Here is a 17,096-nt window from a genome sequence, read left to right as displayed (position 1 = left end):
GCCCGGAGCCCCCGTGAGCACGACGCACATCCGCCTCCGCACCCCCCCAGGAGACATCGTGGTCGGTTTCGCGCGCCTTCGGACGGTCGTCGGCGCCCTCGTCCTCACGCTCGCGGCGACGGCGGTCGCCGGAGTTCCCGCCTCCGCCGCCGTCCCCGAAGCTCAGCCCACGGCCGCCCTCGCTCCGCCTCCCACGAGCGGGTTCGAGAAGGTCAAGCTGGACGGCGGGCTCTCGATGGGCGAGCCCATCGAGTTGTCGGTCCTCCCCGACGGCAAGGTCCTCTACATCAACCGGGGCAGCAGCTCCGGCGGCGGCCAGGTGCGCCTGTACAACCCCGCCACCAAGAGCACGACCGTGGCGCTGACGCTGCAGCTCGACGCCCGGTTCGAGGACGGGCTCATCGGCATCACGATCCACCCGCGCTTCGCCGCCAACCACTGGGTGTACCTCTTCTACTCGCCGAAGGTGACGCCGCTGGTCAACCGGATCTCGCGGTTCACCTTCAGCACCGCGGCCGGCGTCCTCGACCCCGCGAGCGAGGACATGATCATCGAATGGCCGACCGAGCGTGACCTGTGCTGCCACTCGGCCGGCTCGATGACCTGGGACTCGAACGAGAACCTGTACTTCGCGGTGGGCGACAACACCAACTCCGGCGGCGACTCGGCGGGCATGGCGCCCATCGACGAGCGGCCGGCCAGCAACCCGCAGTACGACGCGCAGCGCACGGCGGGCAACACCAACGACCTGCGCGGGAAGATCAACCGGATCCACCCGGAGAACGACGGTACCTACACGATCCCGGCCGGCAACCTCTTCCCGCCGGGCACGGCGAAGACGCGGCCCGAGATCTACATCATGGGCGATCGCAACCCGTACCGGATCTGGGTCGACAAGAAGGCGGACGACACCCTCTACTGGGGCGAGGTGGGACCGGACGCGGGCGCGACGATTCCGAACCGGGGGCCGGCGGCCTACGACGAGTTCAACCGGGCGACCGGCCCGGGCAACCACGGCTGGCCGTACTGCGGCGGCCCGAACGTCGCCTACAACGACTGGGACTTCGCGGCCAACGCCCCGCGCGGCTGGTTCCCGTGCGGCGGGACGACGGGCCCGGTGAACAACTCGCCGCGCAACACCGGACTCCAGCAGCTTCCCCCCACCAAACCCTCGCTGGTGTGGGAGCAGCACGGCGGCAGCAGGGAGTGGCCCGCGCTCGACAACCCCGGCGGCTGCGGCTCGCCCAACCACGCCGAGGTCTACCACTACGACCCGAACCTGGCCTCGGACGTGAAGTGGCCCGCCTACTACGACAACAAGTGGATCATCTCCGAGTACTGCCGCAACTGGATCAAGGAGGTCCAGTTCGACAACGGAAACCCCGCCACGGGGAACCCGACGATCATCGAGCCGGTGCTCGCGGGGATGAACCTCGTCCACCCGATCGACATGGAGTTCGGGCCCGACGGATCGTTGTACCTGCTGGAGTACGGCAGCGGTTACTTCTCCGGCGCGGCGGACGCCGGGCTGTACAAGATCAACTATGTCCAGGGCGGCCGGTCGCCGGTCGCGGTGGCCACGGCGAACAGGGACAACGGCCTGACGCCGCTCGCGGTGACGTTCTCCAGCGCGGGATCGTCCGATCCCGACGGCGACCCCATCACCTACGCCTGGGACTTCGACGACAACGGCACCACCGACTCCACGGCCGCCAACCCGTCGTTCACCTACACCACCAACGGAGACAAGCGGGCGCGTCTGACCGTACGAGACCCCGCCGGTCACACGGGCACGGCGGTGATCCCCGTCGTGGTCGGCAACAACCGGCCCACGGTCACGCTGGCGGGCATCCCGGCGGGCGGCATGTGGAGCTGGGGCGAGAACCTCACCACGACCGCGAGCGCGACCGATCCGCAGGACGGCACGGTCGGCTGCGCCGACGTCGTCATCCGGGCGGCCCTGGGGCACCAGGAACACGCACATGAGGAGGGGCAGGGCACCGGCTGCGGGTTCACCGTCAACACCGGCCCCGTGCACGCCGGTCCCGACGCCGTGCAGTTCTTCGTCCTGCGGGCCTCCTACACCGACCGCGGCGCCCCCGGCACGGTCGCGCTGACGGGGGAGAAGGAGATCTCCGTCTGGCCGAAGCAGTGGCAGGCCGAGCACTTCGTCCAGCTCAACGGGCCGAAGGTCGTCGACCAGGCGGCGGCGGAAGGCGGCAGGAGGCTCGGCGACATCCAGAGCGGGGAGTGGGTGCGGCACCACGCGGTCAGCCTGAAGGGCATCACCGGAGTGAAGGCCCGCGTGTCGTCGGCGAACGCCGGCGGCACCCTCTCCTTCCGGTACGACTCGCCGACGGGTCCCGAGGTCGCCCGCCTCGCGGTCACCGGCACGGGAGGCTGGGACGACTACGTCGAGCTGACCGCGCCGGTCACGAGGCCGGACGACGGCACGCATGACCTCTACCTGGTGTTCACCGGTAACAACACCGGCGCGAACGCGCTGTTCGACGTCGACAGCTACACCTTCGTCGGCCCCGGCGTCAGCACGCCGCCGACCACCTCGAGCGACCTCGCCCAGGGCCGTCCGACGGCGACCTCCAGCGTGGAGCCCGACGCCGGCCGGGTGGGGTCGCTGGCGGTGGACGGCAACCCGGCGACGCGGTGGAGCAGCGCCTACAGTGACCCGCAGTGGATCTCGGTCGACCTCGGGGCCTCCTACGCGCTCAGCCGGGTGCGGCTGAACTGGGAGGCGGCGTACGGCAGGGCGTACCAGGTGCAGACGTCCGCGGACAACGCCACCTGGTCGACCGTGTACTCCACCACCAGCGGGGACGGCGGGGTGGACGACCTCGTCGTCTCCGGCACCGGGCGGTACGTCCGCGTCTACGGCACGCAGCGCGGGCTCCCGCAGTACGGCTACTCGTTGTGGGACCTCAACGTCTACGGCACCCCCGTCGCCGGCGGCGGAACCCTGCTGTCGTCCGGCCGCCCGACGGCCACGTCCAGCGTGGAGCCTGACAACGGCCGGGTGGGGTCGCTGTCGGTGGACGGCAACGCGGCGACGCGGTGGAGCAGCGCGTACGGCGACCCGCAGTGGATCTCGGTGGATCTGGGTTCGTCCCGCTCGCTCAGCCGGGTGCGGCTGAACTGGGAGGCGGCGTACGGCAGGGCCTACCAGATCCAGACGTCTCCTGATAACGCCACCTGGTCGACCGTGTACTCCACGACCAGCGGGGACGGCGGGGTGGACGACCTCGTCGTCTCCGGCACCGGGCGGTACGTGCGGATGTACGGCACACAGCGCGGGCTCCCGCAGTACGGCTACTCGCTGTGGGAGTTCGAGGTCTACGGCGCCTGAACAGCGGTCGGGAACAGTCGTCGGGAACAGTGGACGGGCCGGTGTCCCTCGCGGACGCCGGCCCGGTCCGTCGCGGCGCGGCCGGCGCGGCCGGCGCGGCCTCCGCCGGGCCTCATCCCGAGGAGATCCGATGTCCGCCTGACTCCTCCGTCTAACACGGCCGATCGGCGTCGAGTTATCCGATGTATTCCTGCCGGAAACCCTTGACTTGCACGCAGCCACCGGACATTCTTGGCGAAACATCGGATGTATTGGAGGCGTTGTGAAGCTGCTGCCGGTTGGTCCGGGTGGCGTCGCCCATCCACGCTCGGCCATGTCCATCGGCTTCTCGCAGCTCGATCAACGCGGCGCGGCGGGTTCTCCGGCGCCGGTGGCGCCGGTCTCCCGACCTGCGCGCCTCGTCGGACAGGCGGAAGCCCTCGTGGGTGCCTCTTTTGGGGAGAATAACCCAAAGGCGTTCTTCGGGATGAAGGTGTCGGCGCTCATTGGTCGGATGGATCGCTCCCACGAGGCCGTCGCCGGCCGGACGGCGGGACGGGCGTGAAGATCACCTCCCTGGAGACGCACGACATCCGCTTCCCCACGTCGCGGGAGCGGGACGGCTCCGACGCCATGAACCCCGATCCCGACTACTCCGCCGCCTATGTGGTGCTCAGGACCGAGGACGGTCACGAGGGGCACGGGTTCGCCTTCACGATCGGCCGCGGCAACGACGTGCAGACGGCCGCGATCAAAGCCCTCGAACCCCACGTGGTGGGGCGGGACTGCTCCGACATCGGCGCGTTGTCGCGCGGCATGGTGGGCGACTCGCAGCTGCGCTGGCTGGGCCCGGAGAAGGGCGTCATGCACATGGCGATCTCCGCGGTCGTCAACGCCCTGTGGGACCTCAAGGCCAAGCGGGAGGGCAAGCCGCTCTGGCTGCTGCTGAGTGAGATGTCGCCCGAGGAGATCGTCGACCTCGTCGACTTCCGTTACATCACCGACGCCCTCACCCCCGGCGAGGCGCTGGAGATCCTCCGCAAGGCCGAGCCGGGCAGGCAGGAGCGGATCGCCCGCCTCCAGGCCGACGGCTACCCCGCGTACGCGACCTCGCCCGGCTGGCTCGGCTACGACGACGAAAAGCTGCGCCGCCTGTGCAAGGAGGCGCTGGCCGACGGCTTCACGCAGATCAAGCTGAAGGTCGGCGCCGACCTCGACGACGACATCCGCCGCATGCGGGTCGCCCGTGAGGTCTGCGGCACCGGATTCCCCATCGCCGTCGACGCCAACCAGCGCTGGGACGTGGACACGGCCGTCCAGTGGGTCGAGGCGCTGGCGGAGTTCGACCCGTGGTGGGTCGAGGAGCCGACCAGCCCCGACGACGTGCTCGGCCACGCCGCCATCGCGCGCAGGATCGCGCCCATCCCGGTCGCCACCGGCGAGCACGTGCAGAACCGCATGGTCTTCAAGCAGTTGCTCCAGGCGGGCGCGGTCTCCTACCTCCAGCTCGACGCGGCCAGGGTCGGCGGGGTCAACGAGAACCTCGCGATCCTGCTCCTCGCGGCCAAGTTCGGCGTGCCGGTCTGCCCGCACGCCGGGGGAGTCGGCCTGTGCGAGCTGGTCCAGCACCTGGCGATGTTCGACTACGTCGCGGTGAGCGGGTCCATGGAGGGCCGGGTCATCGAGTACGTCGACCATCTGCATGAGCACTTCGTGGATCCCGTCGTCATCCGGCGCGGCCGATACGCCGCGCCGGCCGCGCCGGGCTTCGGCTCCACGATGCGCCCCGAGTCGATCGCCGAGTTCTCCTACCCCGACGGCCCCGTCTGGAGGGGAGGCAATGGGTGAGTTCGGCGAGTGCGTCACCCGGCCGGACGCGACCCCGCACGGTCGCGCCGGCCAGCCGGCCTGTCGGTGCCAGCCAGGCATCCGACCGGCCGCCGACGGGGACACCTGGTGTCCTCGCCTTCTACCCCCCACGTCATGAAAGGCCAGATGGCATGAGACATTTCGTCAGCGCCGCGGGCGTCGCCGTCCTCGCGCTCGCGCTCGCAGCTTGCGGTTCCACCTCCGACACCTCGACGGGATCGAGCGGCGGCTCGACCGCCGCCGCGGGCGGCAAGATCGGCGTCGACTTCCCCCGCGCCGACTCCGACTTCTGGAACTCCTACAACAAGTACGTCCCGGAGATGGCCAAGGAACTCGGCGTCGACCTGATGCCGCCGACCAACTCCCAGAACGACATCGCCAAGGTCGTGGCCAACACCCAGGCGCTCGTCAGCCAGGGGGCCAAGGCCATCGTGATGGCGCCGCAGGACACCGGTGCGATCGCCTCGACGCTGCAGTCGCTCGACAGCAAGAAGATCCCCGTCGTCTCGGTGGACACCCGGCCGGACACCGGCAAGGTCTACATGGTCGTCCGCGCCGACAACCGGGCGTACGGCCAGAAGGCGTGCGAGTTCCTCGGCGACAAGCTCGGCGGCAAGGGCAAGATCGTTGAGCTCATGGGTGCCCTGTCCTCGATCAACGGGCGTGACCGCGCCGAGGCGTTCCGCGAGTGCATGAAGACCAAGTTCCCCGGAATCACCGTCTTCGAGGAGCCCACGGAGTGGGACGGCACCAAGGCCGCGTCCATGCTCCAGACCCGCCTCGAGCAGAACCCGGACATCAAGGGCATCTACATGCACGCGGGCGGTGTGCACCTGGCCCCGACCCTGCAGGTGCTGAAGGCCAAGAACCTCATCGTCCCGCCGACTGACCCCAAGCACATCTTCGTCATCTCCAACGACGGCATCCCGCAGGAGTTCGCCGCGATCCGTGACGGCTCGATCGACGCGACCGTTTCGCAGCCGGCGGACCTGTACGCCAAGTACGCGCTCTTCTACGCCAAGGCGGCCGTCGAGGGCAAGACGTTCCAGCCCGGCCCGACGGACCACGACAGCACGATCATCCAGCTGCCCAACGGCCTGGAGGACCAGCTTCCGGCTCCGCTCGTGACCAAGGACAACGTGGACGACCCCGCGCTCTGGGGCAACCAGGTCAAGTAATGACAGTTACTGAAACGGCGGCGGTCGAAGCGCGTGGCATCACCAAGCGCTTCGGCCCCACCGTCGCCCTCAACGACGCCGGGATCGTGATCACCCCCGGAGAGACCCACGCGCTGGTGGGCCGGAACGGCGCGGGCAAGTCGACCCTCGTCTCGATCCTGACGGGCCTCCAGCGTCCCGACCTCGGCGAGGTCCTCTTCGCGGGCGAGCCCGCGCCGCCGCTGACCGACCGGGACGCCTGGCGGCGCCGGGTGGCGTGTGTGTACCAGAAGTCGACGATCATCCCCACGCTGACCGTCGCGGAGAACCTCTTCATCAACCGGCAGACCGAGCGCGGCCCGATCAACTGGCGCGCCCTGCGTGCCCGCGCCCGGCAACTGCTCGACCAGTACGGCGTCGCGGTGGACGCCGACTCCCTCGCGGGCGACCTCAACGTCGAGGAACGGCAACTGGTGGAGATCGCCAGGGCGCTGTCCTTCGGCGCGAGGTTCATCATCCTCGACGAGCCCACGGCCCAGCTCGACGGCCCGGCCATCGAGCGGCTCTTCGAGCGGATGCGCGACCTGCGGAAGCAGGGAGTGACGATGATGTTCATCTCGCACCACCTGGAGGAGGTCTACCAGGTCTGCCAGAGCGTCACGGTGTTCCGCGACGCCAGGCACATCGTCACCGCCTCGGTGGCCGATCTTCCGCACGACGAGCTGGTCAAGGCGATGACCGGCGAGGACACCCAGGCGTACGAGTCGAAGGCGCGGGAGATCGACGGCACGGCGAAGGTCGTGCTCTCCGCGTCCGGGCTGCGGTTGAAGGACCGTTACGAGGACATCGACCTCACCGTGCGCTCGGGCGAGATCGTCGGGCTGGCCGGCTCCGGCAGCAGTGGGAAGGTCGGCCTGGCGGAGACGCTGGTGGGCCTGCGCAAGCCGGACGGCGGCGACGTCACGGTCAACGGGACGGCGGTCCGTCCGGGAGACGTGTCCGCCGCGCTGAAGGCGGGCCTCGGGTTCGTCCCGCAGGACCGCCACCATGAGGGCTTCGTGCCGCTGCTGTCGATCGCGGAGAACGCGACCATGCCGATCGCCCACAAGCTGGGCAGGTTCGGCATGATCTCCGCGGAGCGACGCAGGGCCCGGGCCACGACGATGATCCAGGATCTGGACATCAAGACCACCGGGCCGGACCAGCCGGTCGGCGACCTGTCGGGCGGCAACGCGCAGAAGGTCGTGCTCGCCCGCGCGCTGTCGGACAGCCCGGCGGCGCTTGTGGTCATCAACCCGACCGCCGGGGTCGATGTCAAGGCCAAGCAGTCCCTGCTGGGCGCGGTCGAGGACGCGACGGCGAACGGCACGGGTGTCCTGCTGGTCTCCGACGAGCTGGACGACCTGCGGATCTGCGACCGGGTGCTGGTCATGTTCCACGGCAGGGTGGTCAAGGACGTGCCGCGAGGCTGGAGTGAGAACGATCTCGTGGCGGCAATGGAAGGTATCGACTCATGACCGAATCGGCCGTGCCCGACTCCCTGGCTGTCGGGTCACGCGGGGTGGGCCTGAGGCTCGGCAGGTTCCGGGACCTCACGCTGGTGCCGGTGATCATCCTGCTGCTCGTCGTGGGCGCGTTCATCGACCCGGTCTTCCTGACGACCGGCAACCTGACCAACGTGCTCCAACAGCAGTCGGCGCTCGCCCTGGTGGTGCTCGCCGAGGCGCTGATCCTCATCGCCGGGAAGTTCGACCTCTCGCTGGAGTCCACGGTCGGCCTGGCTCCGGCCCTCGCGGTGATGCTGGTCGTCCCCACGACGGCCGGCGGCTTCGGCATCGAGCTTCCCGTGGCGCTGGCGATCCCGCTGTGCCTGTTGATCGGCGCCGCTGTCGGCGCCTTCAACGGCTTCCTCATCCTGCGGTTCCAGTTGTCGGCCTTCATCGTCACGCTGGCGATGCTGATCGTCGTGCGCGGACTCCAGACCGGCATCACCGGAGGCAAGAGCCTGTTCGCGCTGCCGCAGTCGTTCCTCTACCTCGGCAGCGCCACCTGGCTCGGCGTCCCCGCGGCCATCTGGATCACCGCCGTGCTCTTCCTCGCGGGCATCGCCGTCCTGCGCCTGTTCCGGGTCGGCCGCTCGTTGTACGCGATCGGCGGCAACGCCGACGCCGCGAGGGCGGCGGGCATCCGGGTCGAGCGCGTCACTTTGGTGGTCTTCGTGATCGCCGGCACTCTCGCCGCGCTCGCGGGCCTGCTTGAGACCGGAAGGCTCGGCGGGATCAGCGCCAACCAGGGCAACGGCTGGATCTTCATGGTCTTCGCCGCGGCCGTGATCGGCGGGGTCAGCATGGACGGCGGGAAGGGCACCATCCTCGGCGCCCTGACCGGTGTGCTGGTCATCGGCCTGGTGGAGAACATCCTCACGCTCAAGGGCGTCCCCGGCGAGTGGAAGCAGCTCGTCTACGGCGGCATCATCCTGGTGGCGCTCATGATCAGTCGTCTGGCCGGAGGCAAGGCCCAAGACTGAACGGCCCTCGCCGTACGGGCTCCGGAGGACGTGCGGCCGGGACAACGGGAAGGGCGCCGGTGCGATCCGCACCGGCGCCCTTGTCTCGTGTGCCGGCCGTCAGGAGGCGTAGGCCTCGAGTTCGAAGATCCGGGCAGCCCTGTCCGTGTCGTTCGTCGGGGTGATCACGTTGACGCGCAGATACCGCGCGTCGGCGGGCGTGAACGTGTGCGTGGTGACGTCCGAGGTGTTGCCCCGCACCGACGCCACCGTCGTCCAGGTCGTGCCGTTGACGCTGGTCTGGAGGTCGAAGTCGCGGGTGTTCCAGGCCGCCTTCTCACCGCCGGCGCCGGAGTGGCGCACGACCAGCCGCCCGACCTTGGTGGTCGACTGGAGGTCGACCCGCAGCCACTTGCTCGCGCCGAGCGAGCACCACTTGTCGGAAGTGCCGCCCGTCCAGCTGCCGTTGACGGCCTTGGCCGGGCCCTCGGCCGCCGCGCACTGGCTGTCCGCGGTCGCGGGCCTGTTCAGCGCGAGGTTGGTCGTGCCCGGCTGGGAGGGCACGTACAGCCTGATGTCGGTCAGGCTCGCGCTGCCCTCGTAGACGTTGGTGTAGAGGTCGCCGATGACGAAGGAGTCGGGGTACTGCGACCCGGCCGGCCACTGGTTCGGCCACGTCGTGCTGCCGTGGGCGTCGTTCTGCACGAGGCTCGCGTTGTAGCGGCCGTCGTACTCGCCCGGCTTGACGTTGTAGTGCCAGATCGGGTCGTTGCCGACGATGAAGTCGCGGTGGAACCGCAACGTCTTCTGCCCGGCCCGCGCGAAGTTGCCGCTCGCCTCCAGCGTGTAGCCGGTCGCGTCGCGCTCGATGGCGAACGTGTAGAACTGGTTCGGCATGAGCTCGGGCTGCAGTTCGGCGGCCGACGACAGTTGCTGCTCGGCGACGCCGCCCGAGCAACTCGTCATGAACCACTGCGAGTTGCCGGCCAGACCGCCGGGTCCGGGCCGCCAGTTGGGCAGCCCGCTGATCCACATGTTGACCGTGTTGAAGCTGCTGTCGCGGTAGTTGTAGTAGGTGTTGTTCGCCGAGTTGCAGACCCGGCCGCCGGTGCCGGTCCCGACCCGGTCCGGGTGCTGGGAGAAGGCGTCCATCAGCACCTTGCGGTGGTAGTGCCAGAAGTGGTTGTTCCGCGGCGCGGGGTCGGCGAAGTCGACGATCGACAGGAAGTGGTAGCCGTTGTATCCGTAGGTGCCCTCTCTGACGTTCTGCCACTGGCAGTACGGCACCGACGCGTCGCCCGTCCAGCCGGGGGAGCGTGACCCCTCACCCCAGGGGTGCTGGGTCTTGCAGCCCTGGGTGGAGTACCCGTTGGTCCTGCCGCCGTAGTCGATCGTGCCGTTGCGCTTGCCGCCGAAGTCGAGGGTCTTGAGCTTGTACTCGATGCGGTACTGCTCGGGCAGCTTGTTCGTGGGGCGGAAGATGGCTCCGCCGGTGGACTCCGGCACGTTGAGCACGGCGACGTGCTCGCCGCCGAGCGCCTGGGTCGTGATCGACGGGGGTGACTCCAGCACGCCGTCCTTGTTGAAGTCGCGGGCCGACAGCGACGCCGTCAGCCAGCCGTTCTGGCCGAGGGTGAACTCCTTGCGGTAGGTGGCGAAGGAGTTGAAGGCGGTGTTCCAGGCGGGGCCGTAGTCGTTCTGGTACCACAGCCCGGAGTCGTCCATGATCGTGTCGAACGGCCGGCTGTAGGTCTCCTTGACCCATGGGGCGCCGGCGCCGGTGAGCGGTGCGGAGAAGTCCTCCGAGTAGAGCAGGGTCCATCCAGGGCGGGTGGGGTCGTCGGCCGAGGCGGGGACGCCCGCGGCGAACGTCGCGAGGCTGATGACGGTGGAGGCGGTCGCGGCGAAGGCCGTCGCGCGCACGACCCTCCTGGCTTTCCTTCCCATGGCGTTGCCCTTCGGTCGGGGAGTGTCGCTCCTGCGTGAGCGTGACGCCGGAGGCGGGATGCGGCCGGTCGTGGGTGGCGTCGCCGCACGCCACCTGACCGCGGGCCGGCTGTCAGAAACTTCCGTCGGGGTTCTGGTACTGGGCCGCGTTCTCCTTGGTGATCATCGGGGAGGGCACCACGGTGTCCTTCTCGACCGTGGCGCCGCTGAGGATCTCCACCGCGCGGTCGAGTCCCATCGCGCCGATCACGTCGGCGTCGTTGAGGCCGGTCACCAGGTAGTTGGTGCCGTCCAGGATCGCCTTGAGCGCCTCGGCCTGCCCGTCCACTCCGGCGATGATGACCTGGTCGGCCTTGCCGGCGTCCGCGATCGCGCGCTGGGCGCCCAGGCACATCGCGTCGTTCTCGCAGAACACGGCCTTCAGGTCGGCGTTGGTCGCCAGCAGGCTCTCCATCACGGTCAGCCCGCCGTCGGACCCCCAGTTGCCGAAGTCGGGGGCCTCGACCAGAGTGATGCCGGTCTTGCCCTGGAGCACCGACTTGACGCCGTTCGTGCGGGCCAGGCCGATGCTGTTGTCGGCGGGGCCGCCCTTGATGATGGCGACCTTGCCTCCGTCGGGCAGCTTCTGCGCGAGGAACTCGCCGTTCTGCCGGCCGATCGCCTCGTTGTCCGGGCCGATCCAGCTCGTGTACTCACCGGTCTGGAACTTGCGGTCCACCAGGACCACCGGCTTGCCCGCCGAGTTGATCGCGTTGAGCGCCGCGGGCGCGGACTCGAGCGGGCCGCCGGAGATGATCACCGCGTCGACGTTCTTGCTCAGCAGGTCCTCGACGTTGGAGGCGAGCTTGGCCGCGTCTCCGTTGGCGTCGGTGCTGATGATCTCGATCTTGCCCTTCTTCTTGGCCTCCGCGGCGATCGCCTTGTCCATGCCGCTGAAGTAGGGCCCGCCGAGCGTGAAGTTGGCCACGCCGATCGTGTAGGAGCCGTCGTCGCCGGCCGCGCCGGTGTCGCCGGACCCGGATGAGCAGCCGGCCAGGCCGGCGGCGAGGACGCCGGCCACCACTAGACCGCTGAGTTTCTTCCCGTTCATACAAGGGCCTCCCATTGGTGGTTACTTGTCAGGAGCGCACCCGGTTGGTGCGCTGGACGAGGATGACGGCGATGATGATCAGGCCCTTGAGGACCTGCTGCCAGAAGCTCTGCACGCCGTACAGGTTGAGCAGGTTGTTGATCAGCACGAGCACGAGCACGCCGCCGAACGTGGCGCGCACCGAGCCGCGCCCGCCCGCCAGGCTCGCGCCGCCGATGACGCAGGCGGCGATCGCGTCGAGCTCGAACGCCACGCCGACACTGGGCTGGGCGATGCCCACCCGGCTGGCCAGGACCACGCCCGCCAGCCCGGCGCACGCGCCGCTGATGGTGTAGGCCAGCACCACGTGCCGGCGCACGTTGATGCCGGCCAGCCGTACGGTCTCGGCGTTGCCGCCGATCGCCACGATGGATCGGCCAGGGGGAGTGCGGGTCAGGAAGACGCCCCCCACGGCGAAGACGGCGAGCATGACCAGGGTGCTCACCGGCACGGGCCCAAGCGTCGCCGAGCCGAGCGTGAAGAACCCGGGGTCCTCGGGTGCGATGGGCACCTCGGAGTAGACGAAGGCGAGCCCGCGGATCGTCGTCAGCGCGGCCAGCGTGACGACGAACGGCGCCAGCTCGAACCTCGCGATCAACGCGCCGTTGATCAGGCCGAACCCGATGCCCGACACGACGCCCACCGCCATGGCCACCGGGATCGGCAGGCCGGAGACGAGACCGGCGGTGAGGATGCCGGAGAAGGCCACGATCGATCCGACGGACAGGTCGATGCCGCCGGTGAGGATGACGACCAGCATGCCGAACGACAGCAGGCCCGTCGTCACCATCTGCTTGAGCAGGTTGGTCAGGTTGGTCGGGGTGAGGAACGTCTCCGCCGTCAGCGCGGCCACCACGACGAGCAGGGCGATGAGCGCGACGAACGCGGTCGCCACCGTGATGTCGCGTCCGGCGAGGACCAGCCGGGGGAGCCTTCGAGGTTCGGTCGGGGTGAGTGCCGGCTCGGTGAGCTGCCCGGTCATGCGGCCCGTCCAATCGCGTGCGCGAGGATCTCGTCCTCGGTGGTCCGGTCCGAGCGCAGTTCGCCGGTGACGCGGCCCTGGTTCATCACGAGGATCCGGTCGGTGGCGCCCAGCACCTCGGTGAGGTCGGAGGAGACGAGCAGGACGGCGAGGCCGCCGCGGGCGAGATCGTCGATCATTCGGTAGATCGCGATCCGGGTGGACATGTCCACCCCTCGCGTCGGCTCGTCGAGGATGAGCACCCGAGGCTCGGCCAGCAGCCACTTCGCCAGAACGGCCTTCTGCTGGTTGCCGCCGCTGAGGTTGGCGACGCGCATCGAGGCGCAGCCTTCCGGCTGGATGCTCAGCCGGTCGATCATCTCGCCGACCCGCTCGCGCCGCCGCGCCGCGTCGATCAGCGGGCCGCGCCGCATGCCGTACATCGTGGTGAGGCCGATGTTGTCCAGAACGCTCATGCCGCCGACCAGGCCCGTGCGCTTGCGGTCCTCGGTCACCAGCGCGAGTCCGGCCGCGATCGCGTCGGACGGCGCGCGGAAGCGCACCTCCCCGCCGGAGACCTGCACCCGGCCTGACGTCGCGGGCTCGGCGCCGAAGACGCAGCGGGCCAGCTCGCTGCGGCCCGAGCCGACCAGGCCGAACAGTCCCACGATCTCCCCGGCGCGCAGTTCGAAGGAGACGTCCTCGAACTCGCCCCGCCTGCTGAGCCCGTGCACGCTCAGCCGCACGTCACCCGGCCGCGCACGGCGTTCGGGATAGACCTGCTCCAGCCGGCGCCCCGCCATGAGGCCGATCAGCTCCGTCTCGCTGGTCCGCGCGGGCTCGGTCCGCTCGATCACCCGGCCGTCCTTCATGACGACGATGGAGGTGGCGAGCTCCATCACCTCGGCGAGCCGGTGGGAGACGTAGACCACCAGGACTCCGCGCTCGCGGAGCCGCCGGACGAGTGCGAACAACGCCTCGAGGTCGCTGCCCGCGAGCACGGCGGACGGCTCGTCGAGCACCAGCACCCGGGGTTCGGCGACCAGGGCCTTCGCGATCTCCACCATCTGCTGCCTGGCCACCGACAACCGCCCGGCGAGGGTGCGCGGATCGATCGCGCCGAACCCGATGCCGTCGAGCAGTTCCTGGGCGCGGGCGTGCGCCGCCGCCCAGTCGATGAGGCCGCGCCGTCTCGGGAAGTTGCCCATCAGGAGGTTCTCGGTGACCGAGAGGCCGGGGACGATCGACAGCTCCTGGTAGACGGTGCGGATGCCGCGGGCGTGCGCGTCGTGCGGGGAGCGCAGGTCCACGGTCGCGCCGTCCATCAGCATCTCGCCCGCGCTCATCGGCTGAGCCCCGGAGAGGATCTTGATGAGGGTGGACTTGCCGGCCCCGTTCGCGCCGACGACGGCGAGGACCTCACCGGGGTGTCCCACGAGGTCGACCCCGTGGAGCACCTCGACCCCGCCGTAGTCCTTGCGGACGCCCCTGAGCTCGAGGGTCATCCGAAGGCCTCCATCACGAGCACCGTCTTCTGCCGGGTGAAGTCGAGGACCGTCTCGTGCAGGCCCTCGCGGTGGCCCCCGGTGTCCTTGGTGCCGCCGAACGGCAGGTTCTCCGCCCGCAGCGCGGTCGAGCCGTTGATGACCACCCCGCCGACGTCGAGACGTCTCGCGAGTGTGAACGCGCGCGAGACGTCCCGCGTGAAGACGGCGGCGTGCAGTCCGTACGGCGACTCGTTGGCCATCCGCACCGCGTCAGCGGGGTCGGCGAAGCGGGCGACGGGAGCGACCGGGCCGAAGATCTCCTCGGCGAAGGCGGGGCTCTGCGCGGGGACGTCGACCAGCACGGCGGGGTCGACGAAGGCGCCGCGCCTCGTGCCTCCGGCGGCGAGCCGGGCGCCGTCCGCCACGAGCCTGCCCACGGCCGCCTCCACCCGCTCGGCCGCCTCCTCGGTGATCAGGGGCCCGACGTCCGTCGCCTCCAGCAGCTGGTCGCCGACCGTGAGCTTGGCCGTCCGTTCGAGCAGCGAGGCGACGAAGGCGTCGTGCACGCCGTCCTGCACGTAGACCCGCTTGACGGCGCAGCAGATCTGCCCGTTGCCGCGGGCGAGCCTGCCGAGCACGACCGCCTGGGCGGCCTCGTCGACGTCGGCGTCGTCGCACACGATGAGCGCGTCGTTGCCGCCCAGCTCGAGGAAGACCTTCTTGAGCGTGCCCGCGGCCCTGCGGGCGATCTCGCGGCCGGCGTTGGTACTGCCGGTGAGGCTCACCGCGGCGATCCCGGGCAGCTCGGCCAGCGCCTGCGACACCTCGACCCGCCCGGTGACCAGCTGGTGGGCGTACGGCGGCGCGCCCGCCCGCGTCACGAGCTCAGCCACCCTGACCAACGTCAGCGGGCAGTGGGCGGGAGGCTGGACGACGACCGCGTTCCCGGCGGCGAGGGCCGCGGCCGCCTTGTGCGCGTACAGCTCGACCGGGTAGTTGAACGGCACGAGCGCCGCCACGACGCCGAGCGGTTCGCGCACGGTCACCGCGAGGTGCCGTTCCAGGCCCGGCACCGCGTCGAGCGGGATCTGACGGCCGAACAGCCGCGTGGCCTCTCCCGCGTACCCCCGGAAGATCCGTATCGCCGCCTCGACCTCGCCCCTGGTCTGTGGGAGGGGCTTGCCGTTCTCCTCGGCGAGCGACGTGGCGAGGTCCTCCAGCTCCGCCTCCATGAGGTCGGCTACGCGGCGCAACAGGTCCGCCCGCTCGTGGGCGGGCATGGCGGACATCGCCCGCTGGCCCTCCTGGGCGTCGTCGACGACCCCGGCGACGGCCTCCGGGGACATGGCCGCCACTTCCCCGAGTTCTCTGCCTGTGCCGGGATTGCGGACGGTGATGGCCGGCCCCGCTGACGAAAGGGACATCCGTTCGACTCCTCAGATGCGTGTGTTGTCTCGTCCGTTACGTGTTCCTGCGCCGGTCCGTGCGCCGGTCTGGGTGCCGCTGTGGGCGCCGGGCCTGCCTCGCCCGGCTCCCACATAGCCGATCCGCCGGCTGATGTCGGCCGCCATGGCGAGCGCGGTCGGCGCCAGGCGGTGGCAGTCGTCGAGGCTGAACCTGTTGGCGGGAGCGGAGACGCTGAAGGCGCCGGCGGGCCGGCCCGAGGCGCTCATGATGGGCAGGCCCACGCAGCGCACCCCCTCCTCGTTCTCCTCGTCGTCGATCGCGTAGCCGCGCTCGCGCACGACGCGGAGCTCCGCGCGCAACGCGTCGCCCGTGAGTGTTCTCTCAGTCCGCCTGTCCAGCGGGCCCGCCAGGATCTCCTCGGCCCGCCGCTCGTCGAGAGACAGGACGGCCTTGCCCATCGCGGTGCTGTGCAGCGGCGACGTGCTGCCGATCCGCGAGACCAGCCGCACCGACTTGGCGCTCTCGACCTTGTCGACGTAGACGATCTGTTCGCCCACCGGCACACCCAGATGGACGGTCTCGCCGCTCAGCTCGACGAGCTCGGACAGGTACGGCCGGGCCGCCGCGCGCAGGCCGTCCTCCTCCAGGTACTGCCCGGCCAGCGTGATCAGGGTGACGCCGAGGTGGTACGACCCTGACGCGTCACGGTCGAGCACGCCCAGTTCGAGCAGCGACGTCACGTATCTGTGCGCCGTGCTGACCGCGATGCCCGCGTGACCGGCGAGCTCCCCGAGGGAGACGCCGGTCTGACCGGCCTTCGACACGGCATTGATGAGCTCGAATGCCTTGTCGACGCTCGATGATTTACGCCCGCTCTTCATTCGAGTTACTCGAATCCATTTTCATATATCTGGAATATTTTGCGATGGTTACACCCGAAATTGGTCATGTCAACCCTTTGATGGCATGCGCATCCGAGTGGGCGGGGGATGTCCGTACGGGCAGGGTGACCTGGGGTGACGTGAGTTCGCCGCGGTATGACGGACGGGCGGAGTTGCCGCGCCGGCGAATTTCTCCATCCGACTGAATTATGTCAATATGTACGTTCTATTATCCGGCGCGTCGTCTCGTCGGCGCTCCGCCGCTCTGTGTCTTAAGCGCATTAATCGCGAAATTGTGTATTTGCCGTCCGGCCCCTGCGAGGGAAAACAACCCCGGGACTGTGATCACGCACAGCCCCCCTCGCCGTGATCACGCACAGCCCCCCCTCGCCGTGATCATGCACGGGTTCGC

12 protein-coding genes are annotated in these 17,096 nt (G+C 69.7%); 6 read left to right on the top strand and 6 right to left on the bottom strand.

Going from position 1 to position 17,096, the window contains the following annotated elements:
* Nucleotides 1-13 precede the first annotated feature (13 nt).
* The 6 genes from Pka01_RS40570 to Pka01_RS02540 all read left to right on the top strand — a co-directional run bounded on the left by Pka01_RS40570 (nucleotide 14) and on the right by Pka01_RS02540 (nucleotide 8,893).
* Nucleotides 14-3,361: a galactose-binding domain-containing protein gene (locus tag Pka01_RS40570; RefSeq protein WP_239114658.1), complete on the top strand. Its 3,348-nt coding sequence runs from the start codon at nucleotides 14-16 to the stop codon at nucleotides 3,359-3,361.
* A 262-nt stretch (nucleotides 3,362-3,623) separates the two neighbouring features.
* Nucleotides 3,624-3,905: a hypothetical protein gene (locus Pka01_RS02560; protein ID WP_203880858.1), complete on the top strand. Its 282-nt coding sequence runs from the start codon at nucleotides 3,624-3,626 to the stop codon at nucleotides 3,903-3,905.
* The gene (locus tag Pka01_RS02555; RefSeq protein WP_203880857.1) at nucleotides 3,902-5,188 is read left to right on the top strand and encodes an L-fuconate dehydratase; all 1,287 of its coding nucleotides are present in this window, start codon (nucleotides 3,902-3,904) and stop codon (nucleotides 5,186-5,188) included. The genes Pka01_RS02560 and Pka01_RS02555 overlap by 4 nt, the downstream gene beginning before the upstream one ends.
* Nucleotides 5,189-5,340: 152 nt before the next feature.
* Nucleotides 5,341-6,387, top strand: a complete 1,047-nt coding sequence (locus Pka01_RS02550; protein WP_203880856.1) for a sugar ABC transporter substrate-binding protein — start codon at nucleotides 5,341-5,343, stop codon at nucleotides 6,385-6,387.
* Entirely contained in the window at nucleotides 6,387-7,883 is a 1,497-nt protein-coding gene (locus tag Pka01_RS02545; RefSeq protein WP_203880855.1) for a sugar ABC transporter ATP-binding protein, read from the top strand. The genes Pka01_RS02550 and Pka01_RS02545 overlap by 1 nt, the downstream gene beginning before the upstream one ends.
* Entirely contained in the window at nucleotides 7,880-8,893 is a 1,014-nt protein-coding gene (locus Pka01_RS02540; RefSeq protein WP_203880854.1) for an ABC transporter permease, read from the top strand. The genes Pka01_RS02545 and Pka01_RS02540 overlap by 4 nt, the downstream gene beginning before the upstream one ends.
* 99 nt (nucleotides 8,894-8,992) lie before the next feature.
* Here the strand turns inward: Pka01_RS02540 and Pka01_RS02535 are convergent, their stop codons facing one another.
* The 6 genes from Pka01_RS02535 to Pka01_RS02510 form a co-directional block, all read right to left on the bottom strand.
* On the bottom strand, nucleotides 8,993-10,795 hold the full coding sequence (locus Pka01_RS02535) for a discoidin domain-containing protein (protein WP_203880853.1): 1,803 nt from the start codon (nucleotides 10,793-10,795) through the stop codon (nucleotides 8,993-8,995).
* A 136-nt stretch (nucleotides 10,796-10,931) separates the two neighbouring features.
* Nucleotides 10,932-11,909 (bottom strand): substrate-binding domain-containing protein, encoded by a 978-nt coding sequence (locus tag Pka01_RS02530; RefSeq protein ID WP_203880852.1) that lies wholly within the window; start codon nucleotides 11,907-11,909, stop codon nucleotides 10,932-10,934.
* 28 nt (nucleotides 11,910-11,937) lie between these two features.
* Complete coding sequence (locus Pka01_RS02525; protein WP_203880851.1) at nucleotides 11,938-12,930, bottom strand: ABC transporter permease; 993 nt, start codon at nucleotides 12,928-12,930, stop codon at nucleotides 11,938-11,940.
* Complete coding sequence (locus tag Pka01_RS02520) at nucleotides 12,927-14,414, bottom strand: sugar ABC transporter ATP-binding protein (protein ID WP_203880850.1); 1,488 nt, start codon at nucleotides 14,412-14,414, stop codon at nucleotides 12,927-12,929. The genes Pka01_RS02525 and Pka01_RS02520 overlap by 4 nt, the downstream gene beginning before the upstream one ends.
* Entirely contained in the window at nucleotides 14,411-15,820 is a 1,410-nt protein-coding gene (locus Pka01_RS02515; RefSeq protein WP_203880849.1) for an aldehyde dehydrogenase family protein, read from the bottom strand. The genes Pka01_RS02520 and Pka01_RS02515 overlap by 4 nt, the downstream gene beginning before the upstream one ends.
* A gap of 12 nt (nucleotides 15,821-15,832) precedes the next feature.
* Nucleotides 15,833-16,684 carry an IclR family transcriptional regulator gene (locus Pka01_RS02510; protein WP_203880848.1) on the bottom strand — a complete coding sequence of 284 codons (852 nt, stop codon included), beginning with the start codon at nucleotides 16,682-16,684 and terminating at the stop codon, nucleotides 15,833-15,835.
* Between the last annotated feature and the right edge of the window lie 412 nt (nucleotides 16,685-17,096).

This window comes from Planotetraspora kaengkrachanensis, assembly GCF_016862895.1.
GTDB lineage: Bacteria > Actinomycetota > Actinomycetes > Streptosporangiales > Streptosporangiaceae > Planotetraspora > Planotetraspora kaengkrachanensis.
The sequence above is the reverse complement of the archived record's forward strand: the minus strand, read 5'-3'. Positions and strand labels throughout refer to the sequence as shown.